General features: G+C 70.2%; 18 protein-coding genes. 8 read left to right on the plus strand and 10 right to left on the minus strand.

The window, feature by feature from the left end:
• Positions 1-40: 40 nt before the first annotated feature.
• Entirely contained in the window at positions 41-1672 is a 1632-nt protein-coding gene (locus tag ACZ63D_RS07400) for a TIGR04141 family sporadically distributed protein (RefSeq protein WP_465353411.1), read from the plus strand.
• Here ACZ63D_RS07400 and ACZ63D_RS07405 read toward each other — a convergent pair.
• Complete coding sequence (locus ACZ63D_RS07405) at positions 1669-3063, minus strand: WS/DGAT/MGAT family O-acyltransferase (protein ID WP_465353412.1); 1395 nt, start codon at positions 3061-3063, stop codon at positions 1669-1671. The two genes, ACZ63D_RS07400 and ACZ63D_RS07405, sit on opposite strands and share 4 nt — an antisense overlap.
• Before the next feature lie 59 nt (positions 3064-3122).
• Here ACZ63D_RS07405 and ACZ63D_RS07410 point away from each other — a divergent pair, with 59 nt between their 5' ends.
• The gene (locus ACZ63D_RS07410) at positions 3123-4376 is read left to right on the plus strand and encodes an alpha/beta hydrolase fold domain-containing protein (protein WP_465353413.1); all 1254 of its coding nucleotides are present in this window, start codon (positions 3123-3125) and stop codon (positions 4374-4376) included.
• On the opposite strand, the gene folE is transcribed toward ACZ63D_RS07410, so the two are convergent.
• Positions 4340-4942, minus strand: a complete 603-nt coding sequence (folE, locus tag ACZ63D_RS07415) for a GTP cyclohydrolase I FolE (RefSeq protein ID WP_465353414.1) — start codon at positions 4940-4942, stop codon at positions 4340-4342. The two genes, ACZ63D_RS07410 and folE, sit on opposite strands and share 37 nt — an antisense overlap.
• 142 nt (positions 4943-5084) lie before the next feature.
• On the opposite strand from folE, the gene ACZ63D_RS07420 reads away from it, so the two are divergent.
• The gene (locus tag ACZ63D_RS07420) at positions 5085-5795 is read left to right on the plus strand and encodes a helix-turn-helix transcriptional regulator (protein ID WP_465353415.1); all 711 of its coding nucleotides are present in this window, start codon (positions 5085-5087) and stop codon (positions 5793-5795) included.
• On the opposite strand, the gene ACZ63D_RS07425 is transcribed toward ACZ63D_RS07420, so the two are convergent.
• From ACZ63D_RS07425 to kstR, 6 genes are all read right to left on the minus strand, one after another.
• Positions 5781-6374 (minus strand): hypothetical protein, encoded by a 594-nt coding sequence (locus tag ACZ63D_RS07425; protein ID WP_465353416.1) that lies wholly within the window; start codon positions 6372-6374, stop codon positions 5781-5783. The two genes, ACZ63D_RS07420 and ACZ63D_RS07425, sit on opposite strands and share 15 nt — an antisense overlap.
• Before the next feature lie 10 nt (positions 6375-6384).
• Positions 6385-6936, minus strand: coding sequence for a TetR/AcrR family transcriptional regulator (locus ACZ63D_RS07430; protein ID WP_465353417.1), 552 nt, complete (start codon positions 6934-6936; stop codon positions 6385-6387).
• 1 nt (position 6937) lies between these two features.
• A complete protein-coding gene (locus tag ACZ63D_RS07435; protein ID WP_465353418.1) occupies positions 6938-7759 on the minus strand; it encodes an SDR family NAD(P)-dependent oxidoreductase in 822 nt (273 codons plus the stop codon).
• Positions 7760-7817: 58 nt separating this feature from the next.
• On the minus strand, positions 7818-8972 hold the full coding sequence (locus ACZ63D_RS07440; protein WP_465353419.1) for an SWIM zinc finger family protein: 1155 nt from the start codon (positions 8970-8972) through the stop codon (positions 7818-7820).
• Positions 8972-11707 carry a DEAD/DEAH box helicase gene (locus ACZ63D_RS07445; protein WP_465353420.1) on the minus strand — a complete coding sequence of 912 codons (2736 nt, stop codon included), beginning with the start codon at positions 11705-11707 and terminating at the stop codon, positions 8972-8974. The genes ACZ63D_RS07440 and ACZ63D_RS07445 overlap by 1 nt, the downstream gene beginning before the upstream one ends.
• Before the next feature lie 110 nt (positions 11708-11817).
• Positions 11818-12447, minus strand: a complete 630-nt coding sequence (gene kstR / locus ACZ63D_RS07450; protein WP_465353421.1) for a cholesterol catabolism transcriptional regulator KstR — start codon at positions 12445-12447, stop codon at positions 11818-11820.
• Between the two features lie 164 nt (positions 12448-12611).
• Between kstR and ACZ63D_RS07455 the strand changes: the two genes are divergently transcribed.
• Positions 12612-14612: an acyl-CoA dehydrogenase family protein gene (locus ACZ63D_RS07455; protein ID WP_465353422.1), complete on the plus strand. Its 2001-nt coding sequence runs from the start codon at positions 12612-12614 to the stop codon at positions 14610-14612.
• A gap of 50 nt (positions 14613-14662) precedes the next feature.
• Here ACZ63D_RS07455 and ACZ63D_RS07460 read toward each other — a convergent pair whose 3' ends face one another.
• Positions 14663-15499, minus strand: coding sequence for an LLM class F420-dependent oxidoreductase (locus tag ACZ63D_RS07460; RefSeq protein ID WP_465353423.1), 837 nt, complete (start codon positions 15497-15499; stop codon positions 14663-14665).
• Positions 15500-15606: 107 nt separating this feature from the next.
• Between ACZ63D_RS07460 and ACZ63D_RS07465 the strand changes: the two genes are divergently transcribed.
• Complete coding sequence (locus ACZ63D_RS07465) at positions 15607-16311, plus strand: class I SAM-dependent methyltransferase (protein WP_465353424.1); 705 nt, start codon at positions 15607-15609, stop codon at positions 16309-16311.
• On the opposite strand, the gene icmF is transcribed toward ACZ63D_RS07465, so the two are convergent.
• Entirely contained in the window at positions 16312-19551 is a 3240-nt protein-coding gene (gene icmF, locus ACZ63D_RS07470; RefSeq protein WP_465353425.1) for a fused isobutyryl-CoA mutase/GTPase IcmF, read from the minus strand.
• A 122-nt stretch (positions 19552-19673) separates the two neighbouring features.
• Between icmF and ACZ63D_RS07475 the strand changes: the two genes are divergently transcribed.
• From ACZ63D_RS07475 to ACZ63D_RS07485, 3 genes are read left to right on the plus strand one after another with little or no spacing between them, the layout of a single operon-like run.
• The gene (locus ACZ63D_RS07475) at positions 19674-20006 is read left to right on the plus strand and encodes an ArsR/SmtB family transcription factor (RefSeq protein ID WP_465353426.1); all 333 of its coding nucleotides are present in this window, start codon (positions 19674-19676) and stop codon (positions 20004-20006) included.
• The gene (locus ACZ63D_RS07480; protein ID WP_465353427.1) at positions 20003-20440 is read left to right on the plus strand and encodes an SRPBCC family protein; all 438 of its coding nucleotides are present in this window, start codon (positions 20003-20005) and stop codon (positions 20438-20440) included. Before ACZ63D_RS07475 ends, ACZ63D_RS07480 begins: the two co-directional genes overlap by 4 nt.
• Positions 20437-21087, plus strand: coding sequence for a DUF899 domain-containing protein (locus ACZ63D_RS07485; RefSeq protein ID WP_465353428.1), 651 nt, complete (start codon positions 20437-20439; stop codon positions 21085-21087). The genes ACZ63D_RS07480 and ACZ63D_RS07485 overlap by 4 nt, the downstream gene beginning before the upstream one ends.
• The last annotated feature ends 23 nt before the right edge of the window (positions 21088-21110 follow it).

Genomic DNA, 21110 nt, shown 5'->3' on the forward strand with positions numbered 1-21110 from the left:
CTGATCGGACGTCCAGGAATTACGTCCTCCGGTGGTGGTCATGCCTGCCCCCAGCCGCCCGGCGTCCCTCTTCCGTCTCGACGGCTCCGCGGCGGAATCCGACCTGCTGACCCCGCTTTCCCCCGAGCAGATCAGCGCCGACCGCCCGGTCGACCTGCCCGGAGCCCGCGCCCGGATCGTCGCGGGCGCGTTCCGCACCGAGGCCCCGCAGTGGCTGCAGCACGCCGAAGCGCTCGGCGGCGGCCCGCTCGACCTGCCCTCGACGCTGCCGTTCGCCGTGCTGCTCGTGCCGCGCCCGCCGTGGACCTACGCGGTCACCTGGGGCGCGGGGCATCTCGTGCTCAACGACGAACACGTCGAGCAGGGTTTCGGGCTGCGCTTCGGGATCCGCCGCCTCGACCCGTTCGACCTCGGCCTGGTCGCGAGCGCCGCGCTGGACGTTTCCGCGCGGGCCACGCAGATCTCGATCCCCGGCGGCGGCGAACTGTCCGCGTTCCGGCTCGAACCCTACGGCGACCTCGTGCACCGGCTCGCCGGTTCGGCGGATCTCACCGACCTCACCTACGGCCGGGTGACCGGCAAGCGCTACCGCATCCGCGTCGGCACCTCGCTGTGGGCACCGCTGGCGAAGGATCCCGAAGCGTTCCTGGCCGATCTCGACGCCGTCGGCGCGGTGGTCGACGAGCCGGACGCGGATTCCGCACTGCGGTTCATCGCCCAGACCCGCCCGATGGACCGGCACCATCCGCTGGTACCCGAATTGGAACGGCAGCTCGCCGAAGCGCTCGGCGGCAGCGACGCGCTCGGCCTGGCCTGGCCGTCCAGCGCCGCGCACGACGCGGAGAACGCCGGTTCGTTCCGCGTCACCGGCCTCGGCCCCGGCGGCCCGATCCCCGTGCCTGGCCGCCTGGAACTCGAACACCTGACCACGCGCCTCAGCGGAATTCCCGTGGAACGACGGCTGAAAGCCCTGCGCGCGGGCCGCATCACGACCTGCGCCGACGAGGCGGGCGCGGAACCCTCCGGAGCCCCGCTGCCCGCCGCCCGGTGGCTGGTGTTCGAGACGACTGTCGACCACACGCGGTACGTCTTTCATCAGTCCCGGTGGTACCGGATCGGCGAGACTTACGTGTCGCAGATGCGCGATCAGGTGCGAGACCTGCTGGCGCGCAAGCATATCTGGCCGGAGGTAACCTGGAAACCGAGCGGCCAGCCCGATGACGAGCATCGCTACTGTCAGCGGGTCGCCGCCCTGGAGCCGGGATATTTGTGCCTGGACAAGGATTTCGCGAGCACTCCCCTGCATCCCCGGTTCGAGCTGTGCGATCTGCTGGGACCCGGCGACGAGCTGATCCACGTCAAATGGCTCGGCCGCGCCACCGCGGCCAGCCACCTTTACACCCAGGCGCTCGTGTCCGCCGAGGCCCTGCACGACGAACCGGAGGCGTTGGCACAGCTGGCCGACAAAGTGTCCACAATAGACCCAGGTCGGATGCTGGGCGGCGCGCCGGACACGGTCGTGCTCGCCGCCGCCGGACGGGCGTGGAACGTGGACGAGCTGTTCACGCTCTCGCAAGTCGCCCTGCTACGGCTGGACCGGGCGGTGCGCGGCCTTCGTGCGACGCTGAAATTCGCCGACATCCCGCACACGGCGAAGAAACGCCGTCGTTAAACCGGCGCGGCCTTGCTCAACTCGTCCAGCGCCTCCGGCAGCGCGTCCGCCAGCGGCCACAGATCCTTCACCAATTCCTTGGCCCCCAGCAGCCCGACCCCGACCTTGCCGTCGTTCGACAGCACCGTGATGTTGAGCCCCGCCCCGTGGAACACCGGCCCCAGCGGGTACAGCCCGGTGATCCGCGCGCCCAGCAGGTACAACGGCATCGGCGGGCCGGGGACGTTGGAGATGATCAGGTTGTGCACCACCGGATGCCGTTCGGCCAGCCGCAGCGCCGAATACGCGCGCACGCCGAGCCCGAACACCGTCGCCGGGGAGAACTGGGCCCAGTCGGCGAGCATGTCGGCGTCGATGTCGTAATGGTGGTCCTTCGCCCGCCGGTTCGCCTCGGCCAGGAAGAACACCCGCGCCGCCGGATCGGGCAGATGCGTGGGCAGCGAAGCGAAAAAGGCGGACACCCGGTTGCTGCCGCGATCGCGTTCCGTGCGTTCGTGCACCGACACCGGAACCGTCGCCACCAGCGGATCGCCCGGCAGCTCGCCGCGACCGAGCAGGAATTGCCGCAGCGCGCCGGAGACCAGTGCCAGCACCACGTCGTTCACGGTGACGCCGAAAGCGTCCTTCACCTGCTTCACCGCGGCGAGGTCCAGCTGCGCGAACGCGACTGAACGGTGCCCGGTGATGGTGCCGTTCAGCGAGGTCCGCGGTGCGGTGAACGGCACCGGCATTCCCTTGCCGCGCAACGCTTTGCCGAGCCATCGCGGCACCAGCTCAAGCAGCTCCGGCAGCAGCCGGGCGACCTCGAACGGCCGGTGCAGCAGCGAATCGGCGCTCTCGCGCAGCAGCCGCAACCGGGTGGGCAGACCGTCGTTGTGCTGTTCGCCGGCAGGCAGCTCCGGCAGTGGCGCGTCGGGTTCCAGCCCGGCGAGGTAGCCGATCAGGCTGGCCCCGCCGACGCCGTCGACGCTCGCGTGGTGCATTTTCAGCAGCACCGCCAGCCGTCCGTCCGACAGGCCTTCAATCACATAGAACTGCCACAGCGGATGCGAGCGGTCGAGCCGCTGCCCGGCGATGTGCGCGCACAGCTCGGCGAGTTCGCGGTCGTCGCCCGGTGCGGGAAGGCCAATCCGGTGCACGTGGTTGTCGAGGTCGAAATCCTCGTCCTCCACCCACACCGGATGGTTGAGGTTCCAGAGCGGATTGTGGAGTTTGCGGCGGAACGCCGGGATCACCGCGACCCGCTCGGCGAGGCGGCGCTTGAACTCGGCGAAGGTGTACCCGCCGGGCATGGTCGAACCGTCGAGGGTGAGCAGGCCGCAGACGTGCAGGACCTGCGAGGGCGTCTCCAGGTAGAGGAAGCTCGCGTCCAGCCCGCTCAGTCGCTGCATGTCTGCCAGCGTAAGGCAGAACCCTGGCCGGGGCGCTCGGCGGAGGTAGCATCGGGAAGGTGAAACCGGACTTCGTGACCCGCCGGGCGGCACAGCTCGGCCTCGCCGCGCTCGCCCTGCGGCCGCCGAAACCGCGGCCGACCTCGATCCCGGTGTTCTTCGCCGGCTGGCTCACCGGCGAGCTCGCGCCGCACCTGCTCGCGCTCACCGCGGCCGACACCGCGCAGCACGTCGCGCGCCACGGTGTGCGCCGCCCCGGCGACCGGGTCGGGCTGGCCCTGGCCGGGCTGTCCGCGGCCGGTTTCGCTTCGCTCATCGGAACCTCGGTGAAGGCGCGCCTCGAGGTCGAGGCCGCGCTCGTCGAAGCGCTCGGCGAGGACTACAAAGACCGGCTCGAGAACCCTTCGGACTTCTCCACGCCGTGGCGACGGCTGATGATGCCGTTCCGGATGCACGAGCCGGACGTCGTGCGCGACCGCGATGTCGCCTACGCCCCTGGCGGCAAACGGTTCCTGCTGGACGTCTACCGTCCGCGCGAGACGGTCCGCGACGCGCCGGTGCTGCTGCAGATCCACGGTGGAGCGTGGACGATCGGCAACAAGGAACAGCAGGGCCTGCCGCTGATGCGCCACCTCGCCCGCCGCGGCTGGGTCTGCGTGGCGATCAACTACCCGCTCTCCCCCGCGTCGCGCTGGCCCGCGCACATTGTGGCGGCCAAACAAGCGCTCGCCTGGATCCGCGAGCACATCGCCGAATACGGCGGCGACCCGCGCTTCGTCGCGGTCACCGGCGGTTCGGCGGGCGGGCACCTGGCCGCGCTGCTCGCACTGAGCCAGAACGACCCGGCGCTGCAGCCCGGGTTCGAGGAAGCGGACACCAGCGTGCAGGCCTGCGTGCCGCACTACGGCGTGTACGACATCGCGGCGTCGACCGGCGAGGCGGAAAGCCGGTACCGCTTGGAAAGCCTGATGGCGCGGCGGGTGTTCGCGCCGGAGCACCGGCTGGACGACTACCTCGCGGCGTCCCCGCTGGACCGGATCGCCGAGGACGCGCCGCCGTTCTTCGTGATCCACGGCAAGCACGATTCGCTCGTGCCGGTCGCGGAGGCGCGGGAGTTCGTCGCCCGGCTGCGCGCCAAATCGGCTCATCCGGTCGCGTACGCGGAACTCGCCGGGGCACAGCACGCGTTCGACGTGTTCCCGTCCATCCGCAGCACCCACGTGGTGCGCGGCGTCGAGCACTTCCTTGACTGGGTCCGGCTCGACTGGGCCCGTACTCAGGCGTTGACGCCGGTCAACGCGAAGAACTCCTGACGCGACCGGGCGTCCTCGCGAAGCGTCCCGATCAGGGTGGACGTCACCGTGGACGAACCGGTCGCCTGCACGCCCCGCAGCGTCATGCAGGTGTGCTCGGCCTCGATCACCACGCCGACGCCCTTCGGCGACAACTGGTCATCGAGCCAGCCCGCGACCTGCTTCGTCAGCCGCTCCTGCACCTGCGGACGGCACGCGAAGTGCTCGACGACCCGCGCCAGCTTCGACAGCCCGAGGATCCGCTCGCCCGGCAGGTACCCGACGTGCGCGACGCCGGTGAACGGCAGCAGGTGGTGCTCGCAGACCGACCGGACCGGGATGTCGCGGGCCAGCACCAGTTCGTCGTAGCCCTCGTCGTTCGGGAACGTGGTGAGGTCGAACGAGCGGGGCGTGAACAACTCGGCGTACGCGCGGGCCATCCGGCCGGGGGTGCCGCGCAGGCTCTCCGAGTCGAGGCTGATGCCGAGCGCGCGCAGGAAATCCCCCGCCGCGCTCTCGGCCGCGGCCAGGTCGAAACCGGGGACGGGCTCGTGGACGACGCGGAGGGCGGTTCCGGACGACTGCATGGGCGATCCTCGGGCTTCGGCGGGCGGCGGGACAGGGTTTCGCCGATAAATCTTTGTCTTATTGCCCGGCGGAGTCAATGTGACCAGGTGAACAAGCCAGGTGGCAGGTTCGGGGAAGCTCGCTGGGCGTTATCGTGGGTGTGTGACGAGTGACCTGGCGACCATCCGCGCGGTAGCGGCGCTGGACGAGGACCTGCGCCGGGGGATGTACGCCTTCATCCGCGACGCCGGCCGCCCGGTGACGCGCGAGGAGGCGGCCGCGGCGGTCGGCATCTCGCGCAAGCTGGCCGCCTTCCACCTGGACAAACTCGTGACGGCCGGGCTCCTGCGCGCCCGCTACGAGACCGTCGGCGGCGTCCGCAAGGTGGGCCGGGCCCCGAAGGTGTACGAACCGGCCGCGACCGACTTCGCGATCACCATCCCGCCGCGCCAGCCGGACGTCCTGGCCGCGATCCTGATCGACGCCGTCGCGTCGGCGGCTCCCGGCGAACCGGCCCGCGACGCTGCCCTGCGCGAAGCCGGACGGCACGGTTCCGCGGCCGGTGCGGCCGAGCGCGAACGCTCCCGGCCGGGCCGGCTGGGCACGGAACGCGGGCTGACGCTGACGAGCACGGTCCTGGCCCAGCATGGTTTCGAACCGAACCGCGAGACGCCGGTGTGCCTGCGGCTGCGGAACTGCCCCTTCAAGCCGCTGGCGAAGCGCGCGCCGGACCTGGTGTGCGGGATGACGGACCGGTTCTTGAACGGAGTCGTGGAAGGACTGCAGGTGCCGGGCGTGTCGACGGCCCGGGTCCCGCCGCGCGACGGCGGGTGCTGCGTCGAGCTTCGGGGAACGGAGTCAGCCGGAAGCTGATCGAGGCTGGGTCAGCCTGCGTTCGAGGTAGGCAGGGATGTCTTCGAGCTTGACGTGATCGTCGAAGAGCCCGGTGCCGTCTTCGAAGGCGGCGACGGAGAGGTCGTGGGCCACCAGGGCTTCGAACTCGGCGCCGTCGAGGTCGAAGGAGAGGAACCAGTTCCAGCTGCCGTCCGAAGCTGACTCCGGATCCAGCTCCACGGCGGCGGTTCGCACCAGGCCGCGGCCTTCGAGGTCGGCTCTCCAGGCTCGGCCGAGGCCGAGCAGGACCGGGCGTTCCCGCGTCCATCTGCCGGAGCCGGACTCCACCGCGGCCATCTCGCCGCGAAGCATTTCCCGCCACTTCGCCAAGCAGCCCGGCGGCGGGTGAATCTGCTCGAGAGATCGTATGACTTGCGCCAACCCCGCCGCATCGAACTTGCCGTGGTTCACCGCGGTGGTCAGCGTCCCCGCGAACGCCGACTCAGCCTCGACAAGCGCCGCCCAGGCCTCGAAGCCTGCCTCGTCATCGGGTTGTGCGGGAGGCCGGAACCTCGTCAGCCGGTCGAGCGCCCCGCGGTACGCGGTCTCTTTCGCCACGCCCGCAAAGCTAGCGGCCGGACGACACCGCGCGCAGCACCCGTTCCACGTGGGCTGCGGACCAGTCCTCCGCGAACGGCCGGGTGCGCAGCAGCCAGCGGTGAAAAACCGGGCCCAGCAACAGTTCCGCGCCGTCCTCCGGGCTTTCGACCCCGGCGCGGGCCAGGCGGCCGGCGATCGCGCGCAGTTGCGGGCCCAGCAGGCGGTCCAGGACTTCGGCGCCAATGGCCGGGTCCGTTTGCAGTTCGGCCGTCACGGCGCGGAGCAAGCGGTCTGAGGCTGGATCGGTCAGCTCGGCGATCATGCCCCGGACCAAGATTTCCAAGTCCGCGCGCAGATCGCCGGTGTCCGGGATGGCGACTTCGCCGGAAGCGTCCAGGCTTTGCTCCAGCAGCGCGTCGAGCAGGACCGCGGCGGGCGAGGACCACGTGCGGTACAGCGTTTGCTTCCCGGCGCCCGCGCGGGCCGCGATGCCCTCCATCGTCAGACCGGCGAAACCGGACTCGGCGGCGAGGGAGAGCACCGCGGCGTGCACGCGGGCTCGGGTGCTGGCGCGCGCCACGTCAGATCTCCGCGTCCGAGAAACGCTTGTCCTGACGGTAATCCGTCAGCCTGCCCGACAGCGCGGTCGCGACCATCGCGGGGGCGTCAGCACCCGCCAGGACGCGCAGCCGCTGGTCGGCAGGATCGTTCACGTGCCGCAGGATTTCGGCGGCGATGTCCGCGGGCGGAGTGCCGCCGCCGGTGCCAGTCGCGGCCCACGGCACGGTCGCCGTGCCGAACATCCGCTCGCGCAGCCCGTCGTACGCCGGGTCCGGGGCGGCGAACCGCATGCTGCCGGTGGCCCATTCGGTGTCCATCCCGCCCGGTTCGACGATGCTCACCCGCACGCCGAACTCCGCGACCTCCTGCGCGATCGCCTCGCTCATTCCCTCCAGCCCCCATTTGCTCGCGCTGTAGAGCCCGAATCCCGGCACCGAACCGGCGCCGCCGACCGACGAAATCTGCACGACGTGCCCGGACCGCTGTTCGCGCAGCACCGGCAGCGCCGCCTGGGTCAGCCACAGCGCGCCCAGCAGGTTCGTCTCCAGGATGTCCCTCGCTTCCTCCTCGCTCGCTTCCTCAGCCATGCCGACCAGCCCGTACCCGGCGTTGTTCACCACGACGTCCAGCCGCCCGAACTCGGCCACTGCCCGCTGCACGGTCTCCCGCGCCGCGGCCCGGTCGCGCACGTCGAGCACGTGCTCCACGACGTTCCGGTGCTCCGGCGCGCTGCCCGGCGCCCGGACGGTCGCCAGCACCCGGTCGCCCGCTTCCGCCGCGGCCAGCACCAACGCCCGGCCCAGTCCTCGGCTCGCTCCGGTGATCACCCATGTTCTCGTCATGCCGCACAAGCTAGCACGAAACGAGACGGTCCGTCTCGTTTCACTCCGCGCACGTGACTCAGCTCTCCGCCGGATAGGCGAGATCGACCGGCTGCTCGGCCGGCGGCCCGTCCGGCCACCATTGCCCCGCGACCCGCACGAACCGGTACCACCGGCTGTCCTGTCCGTACCGGAGCTGCACCGGCCCGGCCGTGACGCGGTTGCGCCATGCCTTCACCTCCCCCGCCAGCTCCGCCAGTTCCGCGCGCGCCGCCGCCATCGGCCCGGGGCCGGGACTCCACACGTCCCGCAACGCCGCCAGCCCGCTCCGTCCCGCTTCCCGCCACGCCTGCGCCGCCACGATCAGCTCCGACGGCGCGACCTCGGCGGCAGCGGCCAGCCCGAACACGTCCGCCCCCGGCCGGGCGGCACGACGGGCCAAGTCCTCGGCAAAAGTCAAGTCCGCCAAGGCCTCCCGGGTACGCAAGAGATCGAGCGCGAGCGACGCGGCGTCCGCCGCCAGCGCGGCAAGCGCGGCGGAGGTCAGGCCAGTACGGGCTGGCGGGTCTAGGTCGAGCACGGCGGGCGGTCCGGGTTCGCCGGGGATCGCGGGCCTCGGCGGCAGCGGGGCGATCCGGCGCGAGTACGCCTTCTTCGGCGTCAGGCCGATCTCCGGTGCGCGGACCGTCCGAGCGGCGCTGGGGGTCCGCAATTCGCGCAGCTGAGCCAAAACCTCGTCCCGGCCCCGGCCGCGCAGGGTGAACAGCACGAACGGATCGGCGTCCACCTCGTCGGCGACCAGGTAGTACACCGCCGCCACGTGTTTGCACGGATTCGCGCTGTCCGGGCACGAACAGCGCGGCCGCAGGTCGCCGGGCCCGGGCAGCAGATCGGCCCCGGCCTCGCGGGACTGGACGGCCAGTTCTTCCGGCAGCTCTCCGTCGAGCAACGCGGCGGCGTGTCCGAGCCGGCGGCCCGCGACGTCGAGCAGCTTGTCCCATTCCTCCGCGCTGAACTCCCGCATCCGGATCCTGACGCGGTACGGGTCCGGGCGGCTTCCCCGCACCCACGCGGCGATCTCGCCTGGGCTGATCGCCAGCTCGTCCACGACGCCCTTGCGCGCGTACGTCCGCCCGCGCGGCAGCCGGTTCGGGTCGAGTTTGGCGCGCTGCTCCAGCGCTTCCACCCACGCCCGGCCCCACCACCGGTTCCCGAACACGCGCCGCGGCGGCATCAGCCGCTCCCGAGCCGGACGAGGTCGGCGAGCTGGTCGTCGGACAGTTCGGTGATCCAGTCCTCCCCCGCGCCGACGACCGCGTCGGCCAGCCCGCGCTTCGTTTCCAGCACCGCGGCGACGCGTTCCTCCAGCGTGCCCTCCGCGATCAGCCGGTGCACCTGGACCGGCCGGTCCTGCCCGATCCGGTAGGCGCGGTCGGTGGCCTGGTCCTCCACCGCCGGGTTCCACCAGCGGTCGTAGTGGATCACGTGCGTGGCCTGGGTGAGGTTGAGCCCGACGCCGCCTGCCTTGAGCGACAACAGGAACACCGGCACCTCGCCGGACTGGAACGCGGCCACCATCTCGTCGCGCTGCTTCGGCCCGACTTCGCCGGACAGCAGCGCGGTGGGCAGCCCGCGCTCGGCGAGCCGCCGCTCCAGCAACCGGCACAGCCGCACATACTGGCTGAACACCAGCACGCTCTCGCCCTCGTCGAGGATGACGTCCAGCAGTTCCTCGAACGCGGCGAGTTTGCCCGAGCGTCCGCTCAACGCGCCGGTGCTTTCCTTGAGGTAGTGCGCCGGGTGATTGCAGATCTGCTTGAGTTCGGTGAGCAGCTTGAGCACCTGGCCGCGCCGCTGCACGCCCTGCGCTTCCCGGATTTGCGCGAGGTTTTCCCGCACTACCGCCTCGTACAACGTGGTCTGCTCGGCGGTGAGCGGGACGTACCGGTCGGTCTCGGTTTTCCGCGGCAGTTCCGGCGCGATGTCCGGGTCGGTTTTGCGGCGGCGCAACAGGAACGGCCGGACCGTCGCGGCGAGCCTTCCGGTGACGGTCTCGTCCCGGTCCCGCTCGATCGGGCGCGCCACCGTGCGGCGGAACTTCTCCAGCGGGCCGAGCAGCCCCGGCGTGGTCCAGTCGAGCAGCGACCACAGTTCGGTGAGCCGGTTCTCCACCGGCGTGCCGGTGAGCGCCACGCGGGCCGCCGCGGGCACTTGCCGCAGTTCTTTCGCGGTGGCGGACAACGGGTTCTTGACGTGTTGCGCCTCGTCCGCGGCGACCATGCCCCAGTCCACTTCGGACAGCAGCTCCCGGTCGCGGCGCAGCACGCCGTACGTGGCGAGCACGACCTCGTCCGGGGCCAGGTCGTCCAGGTGCCGTCCGCCGCCGTGGAAGCGGCGCACCGGCACGTCCGGCGCGAACTTGCCGAATTCGCGTTCCCAGTTGCCCAGCAGCGACGTCGGGCACAGCACGAGGGTCGGCCCCGCGGCTTGGGCGCGCCGGTGCAGGTGCAGGGCGATGAGCTGGATTGTCTTGCCCAGTCCCATATCGTCGGCGAGACAGGCGCCGAGGCCGAGTTCGGTCATGGCGACGAGCCAGCCCAGTCCGGCTCGTTGGTACGGGCGCAGGGCGGCGGTGAGGCCAGGCGGTTCCGCGACGGGCGCGGGGTCCCGTTCGCGCAAGCGTTCGGCGAGACCGGACAGAGCCGGCTGCGGGGCGAACTCGACTCGCTCGCCGTCGATCTCCAGTTCGCCGGTCAGCGCGGCGGCCAAGGCTTCGGCTCCGGTCAGCCGCGAACGCCGGGCCCGCATGCGGGCCAGCAGGGCGGGGTCGAGTTTCACCCACTGGCCGCGGAGCCGGACCAGCGGGCGTTTGGCTTCGGCGAGCGCGGCGACTTCCTCGTCGGTGAGTTCGCTGCCGCCGAGGCTGAGCCGCCAGCGGAACTCCAGCAGGCCGTTGAGCGGGAAGGCGGGGCCGGATTCGCTCGCCGGGGCTTGGGTGACGCTTGCCTTCGCGCGGATCTCGCCGGAGAACAGGTCCTTGGGCCAGAGGACTTCGATGCCCGCGCCGCCAAGGTCGCGGGCGCCGGCGCCGAGCAGGTCGACTATTTCGTCGTCGGACAGCGGAAGGGTGGCCGGGGCTGGTTCGGAGAGGATCCGGGACAGGGGCGGCCAGGCTCGCGCGCCTCGGCGCAGGCCCAGAAGCAGCTGGGTTTCCACCTGGTCGCCTAGCCGGTGGAGGACGGCTTCCGGGGCGTCCCAGAGGGTGGCCGCTTCGACGATCAGGCTGGGTTCGAGCGTGGAGCGGACGGCCAGGACTCCGGAGAATTCCTCGTCGGTGGCTTCGATGCGGAGCAAGAGCTGGGCGCCGTCCGGGCGGCGGGTTTCCAGTTCGGCGAGCCAGGCCACGCCGTCCGGGTCCAGCAGCGTGGGCGGCGATTCCGCGAAGGCCGCTCCGCCGGATCCGACCGCCGCCGCCGGACTGCGCACGAGCACGTCGGCGGCTGCGTCCCATACTGCGCGGACCAGGGATTCCGGGGAGTGCAGGCGAATTCGCTTGACGCCGGACAGCGGGAGGGCGTGGGCTTCGGGCGGCAACGCCGCCGCCAGCCCGCGCAGGAGTTCTTCGTCGGAGGCGTCCAGGGGGCCTACTCGCCACGTGCCGAGGCCGCTGGGGGTGGCGGCGGGACGCAGCCGTCCGCGCGCCACGAGGTTGACTCCGGCGTTGACGACCGCCGACCAGGCCGCCACGGCGGGGCTCGTTTCGTCCGGCACGACGAGCAGCCGCGGGATGGCGTTCGCCAGGGGGACGAGCCGGGCCATGACCTCGGTGCGGGCGAATTTCCCGCCGCCGGGCAGGACGAGCTGGATCGGGGTGTCTCCCTCGATTTCGTCGCCCCACAGCGCCAGGACTCCCTCTCGCGGGGGATCCGAGGGGAGGTAGGTGGCCTGGGTGGTCTGGTCGAACTCCACCCGCGCACGGTAACGCGCCGGTCCGACAATTCCGCCGGCGCGGGAGCCGGACGGGCCGTGAGGGGAACCCTGGGGGAATCAGATTCCGTCGGGGTTCCCCTCCCGGACGGCTACTTGTCCAGAAGCAGGTGCACGGAGAGCTCCAGGCGGGTGGCCACGTCCGCGGCGGAGGCGCGGCGGGTCACCCAGGCGACCAGGTTCGCCATCCAGACGTCGGCGACCACGTGGAAGATGTCGCGGTCGGCTTCCGTCGGGTCGTCGATGCCCATGGCGCTGGCGAACATGTCTTCCATCAGGCGGCCGACCAGTTCCACTTCGGCGGCGGCGGAGGTGTCGGCGAACATGAACGCGCGCACCATCGCCTCGGTGAGGTGCGGGTCGCGCTGCATCAGGCGGGTGTTGCGGCCCAGGACGAACATCAGGCGTTCGGCGGGGGTTTCGCCGGGAATCGCGCTGCGCTGGATCTTTTCGTGCGCGGCCTCGAACTGCTGGGCCAGGCCCGACACGAGCAGGTGAATCTTCGACGGGAAGTACCGGTACAGCGTGCCCAGCGCGACGTCGGCCTTTTCGGCCACTGCGCGCATCTGCACCGCGTCGTAGCCGCCTTTGGAGGCCAGTGCGAGCGTCGCGTCGATGATGCGGCGGCGGCGGTCCCGCTGGGCTGCCGAGCCCAGTTCTTCGCCCATCGCGCCGAGGCCGTTCGCCCGCGCTTTCGCCGGCGTCTTCGCCTTCCCCGGCATCGCCCTTCCCCTCTGTCGGCACGCAAGCAGGCTTGCGGAACTCGTTCCAGTTTCCGGCTAAGCGTACCTGCCCTGGAGAAAGGTTCAACTCGCGACCGCCTGGCGGAAAAACTGTAACACGTTCTACACTCGCCAGTAGCTCTGAACCCGCGAGGAGGAGACCGATGCCGGTCGCGCTCACCGAGGAACAAACCGCGCTCGCCGCCGCTGTGCGGGATTGGGCGGCGGCGCACGATCCGGTCGCCGCGGTGCGTGCGGCCGAAACCGCCGGGGCCAAGCTGCCGGACGGATTCGCGGCACTCGGCCTCACCGGCATCGCGTTGCCGGCGTCGGTGAACGGGGCGGACGGGACTGTCGCGGATCTCGCGGCCGGGCTCGCCGCGGCGGCGGAAGCTCTCGTGCCGGGGCCGTTGCTGAGCACTGCGCTGGCCGGGTTGGTGCTTGCGGAGCATTCGAAGGAACTCGCCGCGCAGATCGCCGACGGCAACGCTCAGGTCGCGGTGCAGTTGGAAGAATCGGCGACCGTACCTGGGGCGGACGCCGAGTCGTGGTTGCTTGTGCCGCGCGGCGAGCAATACGTCTTGGTTCCGCCTGGTGCGGCGATGGAACCGTTGGCTCCCTTCGACTTTTCCCGATCGCTAGGGCGCATCAGCGCCGACGCGACCGGCGAGGTGCTGAACCTGCCGGACGTCCACGACCTCGCGGCGACACTCGCGGTCGCGGAGGCGGCGGGCGTGGCGCGTTGGTGCCTGACGACAGCCGTCGAGTACGCCAAGGTCCGAGAGCAATTCGGACAGGTGATCGGCGCTTTCCAAGCGGTGAAACACCTCTGCGCGGAGATGCTGTGCCGCGCCGAAGCAGCCGAAGCGCTGGCGTGGGACGCGGCTTCGTCGGTCGGTGAACCGCTGGCTGTCGCGAGTGCTGCGGCGGTGGCGTTGGACGCTGCGGTCGAGAACGCGAAGGACTGCATCCAGGTGCTCGGCGGGATCGGGTTCACCTGGGAGCACGAGGCGCACCTGTACCTGCGGCGCGCGTTGGCACTGCGGCAGTGGCTCGGCGGTTCGCAGCGGTGGCGGAAGCGGGCCGCGGACCTGGCTATGGCTGGGAAGCGGCGGACGCTCGGGGTGAACGTCGGCGAGGACGCCGAGGTGACCCGGCTGGTCGCGGAGATCGCTGCGCTGCCGGAAGAAAACCGCCGCACCGCGCTCGCGGACTCGGGGTTGCTCGCCCCGCACTGGCCAAGGCCGTACGGGCTGGGTGCGGACGCGGCGGCACAACTGCGGATCGACGCCGCGTTGACGGCAGCGGATATCCGGCGGCCGGACCTGGTGATCGGCGGCTGGGCGGTGCCGACGATTCTCGCGCACGGCACCGACGATCAGCGGGCCCGCTTCGCCAAGCCGACACTGCGCGGCGAACTGACGTGGTGTCAGCTGTTCAGCGAGCCCGGCGCTGGCTCCGACCTCGCCTCGCTGCGCACCGTGGCCCGCAGGACGGACGGCGGCTGGCTGCTGACCGGGCAAAAGGTGTGGACGTCGCTCGCCCACGAGGCGGATTGGGCGATCTGTCTCGCTCGGACCGACCCGGAGGTGCCGAAGCACAAGGGAATCACGTACTTCCTGGTCGACATGCGCGCCGAGGGGATCACTACCCGACCGCTGCGCGAGATCACCGGGCGGAGCGTGTTCAACGAGGTTTTCCTGGACGACGTCTTCGTACCGGACGCCGATGTCGTCGGCGAGCCCGGCGCCGGCTGGAAGCTGGCGCGCACGACGTTGGCGAACGAACGCGTCGCGCTGGGCCGCGGTTCGGCGGTGGGCGAGAACGTGGAGGCACTGCTGGAATCCGCGCCCGAGAACGTGGATCGCGACCGGCTCGGCGCGTTGATCGGGCAAGGCAGCGCGTGTTCGGTGCTCGACCTGCGGGCGACCCTGCGGCGGCTGGACGGCCTGGGTCCAGGTGCCGAATCGTCAGTGGCGAAGCTGCTCGGGGTGCGGCATCGGCAGGAAACGGCCGAGTTCGCGCTTGATCTCGCCCCGGAGCTGGTGGCGGAAACCCCGGCGGCACAAGAATTTTTGCTGACCCGCTGCCTGTCGATCGCGGGCGGCACCACGCAAGTCCTGCTCTCCGCCGCCGCGGAACGCGTGCTCGGCCTCCCCCGCTGAAAAGTCCGTGCGGGGAACCCCGATCCCCTCGGGGTTCCCCGCACGGAACGCTATTCGGCCCGGTGCGCGGCGGCGAGGCGGGCGTATTCGTCCAGCAGCGCCAGCGTTTCCGCCTCCGGCAGGGTCGGCAGCATGAACCCGTACCGGTCCAGCCCGGCCTCGGCGTACTGCTTGATCGCGTCCGCGTCGGCCGGCCCGCCGAACAACGTCGACGGCATGTTCCCGCGGCCGGCGTCAGCCAGCTGCTGACGCACGCGGCGCACCTCGTCCGGCGTCACCGCCGGGTTCGGGATCCAGCCGTCGCCATACTTGATCAGCCGCTTGAGCGCCGCGTCGCTCGCGCCGCCGACCAGGATCGGCGGATGCGGCGTCTGCACCGGCTTCGGCCACGCGAAGATCGGGTCGAAGTCGATGTGCTTGCCGTGGAACTCCGCCTGCTCCTGGCCCCAGATCGCCTTCAGCGCGGCGATCTGCTCGTTCAGCAGCGCGCCCCGGGTCTTCGGGTCGGTGCCGTGGTTGACCATTTCCTCGCGGTTCCATCCGGCTCCCACGCCGAAGGCGACCCGTCCGCGCGACACCAGGTCGAGCGACGCCACCTCCTTCGCGGTGTGGATGATGTCGCGCTGGATCAGCAGCACGACCCCGGTGCCCAGCACGAGGTTCGAGGTGTTCACCGCGGCCGCGGTCAGCGCCACGAACGGGTCGAGCGTGCGGTAGTAGACCCGCGGCAGCTCGCCTCCGCTGGGGTAGGGCGTTTCGCGGCTCGCCGGGATGTGCGAGTGCTCCGCGAGGAAGAGCGACGCGAAGCCGCGCTCCTCCGCTGCCTCGCCCAGCACGTCGGGCCGGATGCCTTCGTCGGTCACGAACGTCGAGATCCCGAAATCCATGCCTCCTTCTACTCCGGGGAGCGGGCAGGTATTCCCGCCGGCTGTTGACAGATCACCGGGATGATCCGCTAGCGTGAAATCATCACCTGTTGAATAGGAGGCTCCGGATGGACGTGACGGACGTCGACTTCGAGGAGATGTACCAGGGCAAAACCCCGATCGGGGAAAAGGTTCCGTGGGATATCGAGGGTCCGCAGCCCGCGGTGGTCGCGCTCGAGGCGGACGGCGGATTCCACGGCGAGGTGCTCGACATCGGGTGCGGTCTCGGCGAAAACGCGATGTTCCTCGCGTCTCGCGGACACCGGGTGACCGGTCTCGACGGCGCGCAGACCGCGCTCGCCCGTGCGCGCGAAACCGCCGCGAAGCGCGGTCTGGACGTCACCTTCGCCCAGGCCGACGCAACCCGGCTCGATGGCTACGAAGGCCGCTTCGACGCGGTGCTCGACAGCGCGCTCTACCACTGTCTCGACGAAGAACAGCGGCACGCGTATGTGGCGGCGCTCGTGCGCGCGACCAAGCCCGGCGCACGGCTGAACATTTTCTGCTTCTCCGACGCGGTACCGGCGGAGTTCCCGATCCCGTACCGGATCACCGAGCAGAATCTGCGCGAAACGGTCGGCAACGGCTGGAATATCGAAGTGCTCGAACCAGCCGTCTACACCACCGCGATGACCCGCGAAGGCCTCCTCGCCGCGGTCGCCGCCGTTTCGGAGGGCGCACCGCCGGACCCGACCGCGCTCGACTCGCTGGACGTCGACGAGCAGGGCCGGGTCCTCGCCCCGGTGTGGCGGCTGGCCGCCCGGCGGGCGTGATCAGACGTTGCGCCGGTACTGGCCGCCGACCTCGAAGAACGCCTCAGTGATCTGACCGAGCGAGCACACCCGCGCGGCATCCATCAGCACGTCGAACAGGTTGCCGCCGCGGGTGGCCGCGTCGCGCAGCGCCTTGAGCGCCTGCTGGGCCTCTTCGCGGTGCGCCTGCTGGAAATCGGCGAGCCTGCGCAGCTGCGACTGCTTCTCGTCCTCGGTCGCGCGGGCCAGCTCCACCTCGACGTCGTCCTCGCCGGCCTTCGGGTTGCGGAAGGTGTTGACACCGATGATCGGCAGCGATCCGTCGTGCTTCTTGCGTTCGTACAGCAGCGATTCGTCCTGGATCCGGCCGCGCTGGTAGCCGGTCTCCATCGCGCCGAGCACGCCGCCGCGTTCGGAGATCCGGTCGAACTCGGTGAGCACGGCCTCCTCGACCAGGTCGGTCAGCTCGTCGATGACGAACGAGCCCTGCAGCGGGTTCTCGTTCTTCGACAGGCCCCACTCCTTGTTGATGATCATCTGGATGGCCATCGCGCGGCGCACCGACGATTCGCTCGGCGTCGTGATCGCCTCGTCGAACGCGTTGGTGTGCAAGGAGTTCGCGTTGTCGTAGAGCGCGCACAACGCCTGCAGCGTGGTGCGGATGTCGTTGAAGCTCATCTCCTGCGCGTGCAGCGAGCGGCCGGAGGTCTGCACGTGGTACTTGAGCTTCTGCGACCGGTCGTTCGCGCCGTAGCGCTCGCGCATCGCCACGGCCCAGATCCGCCGCGCGACCCGGCCCAGCACCGAGTACTCCGCGTCCATCCCGTTGGAGAAGAAGAACGACAGGTTGGGCGCGAAATCGTCGATGTCCATGCCGCGCGCCAGGTACGACTCCACGTAGGTGAACCCGTTGGCGAGCGTGAAGGCCAGCTGCGAGATCGGGTTCGCCCCGGCCTCGGCGATGTGGTAGCCGGAGATCGACACCGAGTAGAAGTTGCGCACGCCGTGGGAGATGAACCATTCCTGGATGTCGGCCATCATCCGGAGGCTGAACTCGGTGGAGAAGATGCAGGTGTTCTGCCCCTGGTCTTCCTTGAGGATGTCCGCCTGCACGGTGCCGCGGACGTTCTTCAACGCCCATTCGCGCAGCTGCGCGGCCTCGGTTTCGGACGGCTCGCGCCCGTTCTCCTCGCGGAACGCGGCGAACTTCTGGTCGATCGCGGTGTTGAGGAAGAACGCGAGGATCGTCGGCGCGGGGCCGTTGATCGTCATCGACACCGAGGTGTTCGGCGCGGTCAGGTCGAACCCGTCGTAGAGGGCCTTCATGTCGTCCAGCGTCGCGATGGAGACGCCGGAGGTGCCGACCTTGCCGTAGATGTCCGGGCGGGTGTCCGGGTCGTGACCGTAGAGGGTGACCGAGTCGAACGCCGTCGAGAGCCGCTTGGCCTCGGAATCGGCCGACAGCAGCTTGAACCTGCGGTTGGTGCGGAACGCGTCGCCCTCGCCGGCGAACATCCGCGCCGGGTCCTCGCCCTCGCGCTTGAACGGGAACACGCCCGCGGTGTAGGGGAAGTAGCCGGGCAGGTTTTCCCGGCGCAGGAAGGAAAGCAGCTCGCCGGACTCGGTGTAGCGCGGCAGGGCGACGCGGGGGATCCGGTTGCCGGACAAGGTTTCCCGCCACAGCTGGGTGCGCAGCTCCTTGTCCCGGATCTTCACCACCAGCTCGTCCTGGCGGTAATCCTCGGCGAGCGCCCGGAAGCGTTCGAGAAGCTTGGCCGACTCGCCGTCCACATCGGACTCCGCGGCGGCGAGCAGCCCGTCCAGCGCGTCGGTGCTCGCGTCCGCTTCGGACAGCGCGGCCTTGGCCGCGGCCAGGTGCTCGCGCTTGCGGATCGCGGCGACCTGCTTCTCGGTCTGCTCGTGATATCCGCGCACCGTCTCGGAAATCTCCGCGAGGTAGCGCGCCCGGTTGCCCGGGATGATCGTGCTGGCGTCCGTCGACACCTTGCCCGAAACCTCCGGCAGCGTACCGGCCGACACCGACAGCCCGCGGTCGGCGAGCAGGTCGCGAAGATGCTGGTACAGCGCGGTCACGCCGTCGTCGTTGAACTTCGCCGCGCTCGTGCCGTACACCGGCATGTCCTCCGGCGCGGAGCCGAACGCCTCGCGGTTGCGCACCAGCTGGCGCGCGACGTCCCGACGTGCGTCCTCGGCGCCGCGGCGCTCGAACTTGTTGATCGCGACCACGTCGGCGAAGTCGAGCATGTCGATCTTCTCCAGCTGCGACGCGGCGCCGAACTCCGGCGTCATCACGTACAGCGACTCGTCCACGTAGTCGACGATGCCCGCGTCGCCCTGGCCGATACCCGGCGTCTCCACGATCACCAGATCGAATCCGGCCGCCTTGCAGGCCAGGATCGACTCGCTCAACCCGGCCGGAATCTCGCCGCTGGTGGTGCGCGTGGCCAGCGAACGGAAGTACACCGGCGACCCGTCGAGGCAGTTCATCCGGATCCGGTCGCCGAGCAGCGCGCCGCCGCCCTTGCGCCGCGACGGGTCCACCGCGAGCACCGCGATGCGCAGCTTGTCTTCCTGGTCGAGGCGGAAGCGGCGGATCAGCTCGTCGGTCAGCGAGGACTTGCCCGAACCACCGGTGCCGGTGATGCCCAGGACCGGCGCCTGTCGCTGCCCGGCGGCCTCGGTGATCGCCGACAGCCATTCCTCAGGCAGATTTTCGCGCTGCAGCTGAGTAATCACCCGGGCAAGCGCCTGAACGTCGCCGGAGAGCAGCTTGTCGACCGAGGCGGGCGGCTGCGCGGACAGATCGCTGTCGCAGGCCTTGATCATCAGGTTGATCATGCCCGGCAGGCCCATCTCGTAGCCGTCTTCCGGCGAGAAGATCCGCGCCACGCCACGCGAATGCAGCAGGTCGATCTCCTCGCGCACGATGACGCCCCCGCCGCCGCCGAACACCTTGATGTGCCCCGCGCCGCGTTCGTTCAGCAGCTCCACGAGGTAGCTGAAGTACTCGACGTGCCCGCCCTGGTAAGCGGAAATAGCGACGCCCTGGACGTCCTCGGCGATCGCGGCCGTGGCCACCTCGTCGACCGAACGGTTGTGGCCGAGGTGGACGACTTCCGCGCCCTGGGACTGCAGGATCCGGCGCATGATGTTGATCGAGGCGTCGTGGCCGTCGAACAAGCTGGACGCCGTGACGAACCGGACCGGGTTCGCGGGACGGTACAGGTCGCTGCCGCTCATCCTCTCAATTTACTAGGACTTCCTACTATTGGAAACCGGAGCCCGAAGTGACCCGGCTCTCAGGGCTTGACGGCCGGGCTATATTCAACCTGTAAGTTAATTAACCAAGTGATTGAGCACCGATGCCGACAGATCAGCTGAGCACCACCTTCGCCGCGCTGGCCGACCCGACCCGGCGTGCGATCCTCGCCCGGCTCGCCGAAGGCGAGGCCACGGTCAACGAGCTGGCCGCACCGTTCGAGGTGAGCCTGCAGGCGGTGTCGAAACACCTGAAAGTGCTGGAACACGCCGGGCTGATCAGCCGGGGCCGCACCAAGCAGTGGCGGCCCTGCCGGCTGGAAGCGGGACCGCTCGCGGACGTCGCCGGATGGGTCGCCGAGTACCGGCGGTTCTGGGAGTCCGGCTTCGACCGCCTGGACGAGCACCTGCGGCAACTGCGGGAGGGGACCGAATGACCGAGCTGACCATCGTGCGGGTCTTCGACGCGCCGCGGGAACTGGTTTTCCAGGCCTGGACCGACCCGGCGCACTTCGCGAGCTGGTTCGGCCCGCACGGCTTCGTCGCTTCCGAGACGAGCACGGACCCCCGCCCGGGCGGCGCCTGGCGCAGCCGGATCACCAACGCCGACCAGAACATCGACCGCCGGGTGTCCGGCGTCTACCGCGAGGTCGCGGCTCCGTCCCGGCTCGTGTTCACGTTCCGCTGGCAGCACCCGGAGGACGAAGTCGGCGAAACGCTCGTAACCATCGATTTCGCCGAGCTGGCAGGCAAAACCTCGATGACGTTCCACCAAGCGCCGTTCCCGAACGAAGCCGAACGCGACGGCCATTCCGATGGCTGGCAGTCCGGTTTCGAAGATCTCGACCGCACCCTGGAGGCAAGGAAATGACCGCCGCACTCCCCCGCGTCGTAACGCCCGAAGAATGGGCCGCCGCCCGAGAAGCCTTGCTGCGCAAGGAAAAAGAACACACCCGAGCGGGCGACCGCCTCGCCGCCGAACGCCGCCGGATGCCGATGGTCCGCTACCCGAAGCACTACGAGCTCACCGGCCCGGACGGCCCGCGAACCCTGCTGGACCTCTTCGACGACCGCCGCCAGCTGATCGTCTACCACTTCATGCTGCACCCCGGCGACGAAACCGGATGCCCTGGCTGTTCCTTACTGGTGGACAACATGGCTCACCCCGCGCATTTGCACGCCCGGGACGTGACGCTCAAGGTCGTTGCGCCCGCGACAGCGCCGGAGATCGAGCGCTACTGGACCCGGATGGGCTGGACCATCCCCTGGGTTTCCGCCGCGGGCACGGATTTCCCGGCGGACTGCGGCGTCAACGGCGGCTTCGGCGTCAGCGTGTTCCTCCGCGACGGCAACGACATCTACCGCACGTACTTCACCGACGGCCGCGGCGGCGACCAGTTCATCTCGACCCTGCGATACCTGGACGTCACGCCCTTCGGACGGCAGGAAGCGTGGGAGGAAAACTCCCCCGGCACCGACGGCCCGAGCAGCTGGTGGCGCCGCCACGACGAGTACTGAGGCAGAGAAAAACCGGGTCACCC

This window comes from Amycolatopsis sp. NPDC104775 (assembly GCF_055583325.1).

Bases quoted from the DNA above. Each gene is read 5' to 3' on its own strand.
- ACZ63D_RS07405 (WP_465353412.1), bottom strand. From the start codon at position 3,063: ATGCAGCGACTGAGCGGGCTGGACGCGAGCTTCCTCTACCTGGAGACG.
- icmF (WP_465353425.1), bottom strand. From the start codon at position 19,551: ATGAGCGGCAGCGACCTGTACCGTCCCGCGAACCCGGTCCGGTTCGTC.
- ACZ63D_RS07440 (WP_465353419.1), bottom strand. From the start codon at position 8,972: ATGCCGCCGCGGCGCGTGTTCGGGAACCGGTGGTGGGGCCGGGCGTGG.
- ACZ63D_RS07485 (WP_465353428.1), top strand. From the start codon at position 20,437: ATGACCGCCGCACTCCCCCGCGTCGTAACGCCCGAAGAATGGGCCGCC.
- ACZ63D_RS07480 (WP_465353427.1), top strand. From the start codon at position 20,003: ATGACCGAGCTGACCATCGTGCGGGTCTTCGACGCGCCGCGGGAACTG.
- kstR (WP_465353421.1), bottom strand. From the start codon at position 12,447: ATGCCGGGGAAGGCGAAGACGCCGGCGAAAGCGCGGGCGAACGGCCTC.
- ACZ63D_RS07455 (WP_465353422.1), top strand. From the start codon at position 12,612: ATGCCGGTCGCGCTCACCGAGGAACAAACCGCGCTCGCCGCCGCTGTG.
- ACZ63D_RS07465 (WP_465353424.1), top strand. From the start codon at position 15,607: ATGGACGTGACGGACGTCGACTTCGAGGAGATGTACCAGGGCAAAACC.
- ACZ63D_RS07400 (WP_465353411.1), top strand. From the start codon at position 41: ATGCCTGCCCCCAGCCGCCCGGCGTCCCTCTTCCGTCTCGACGGCTCC.
- folE (WP_465353414.1), bottom strand. From the start codon at position 4,942: ATGCAGTCGTCCGGAACCGCCCTCCGCGTCGTCCACGAGCCCGTCCCC.
- ACZ63D_RS07460 (WP_465353423.1), bottom strand. From the start codon at position 15,499: ATGGATTTCGGGATCTCGACGTTCGTGACCGACGAAGGCATCCGGCCC.
- ACZ63D_RS07475 (WP_465353426.1), top strand. From the start codon at position 19,674: ATGCCGACAGATCAGCTGAGCACCACCTTCGCCGCGCTGGCCGACCCG.
- ACZ63D_RS07435 (WP_465353418.1), bottom strand. From the start codon at position 7,759: ATGACGAGAACATGGGTGATCACCGGAGCGAGCCGAGGACTGGGCCGG.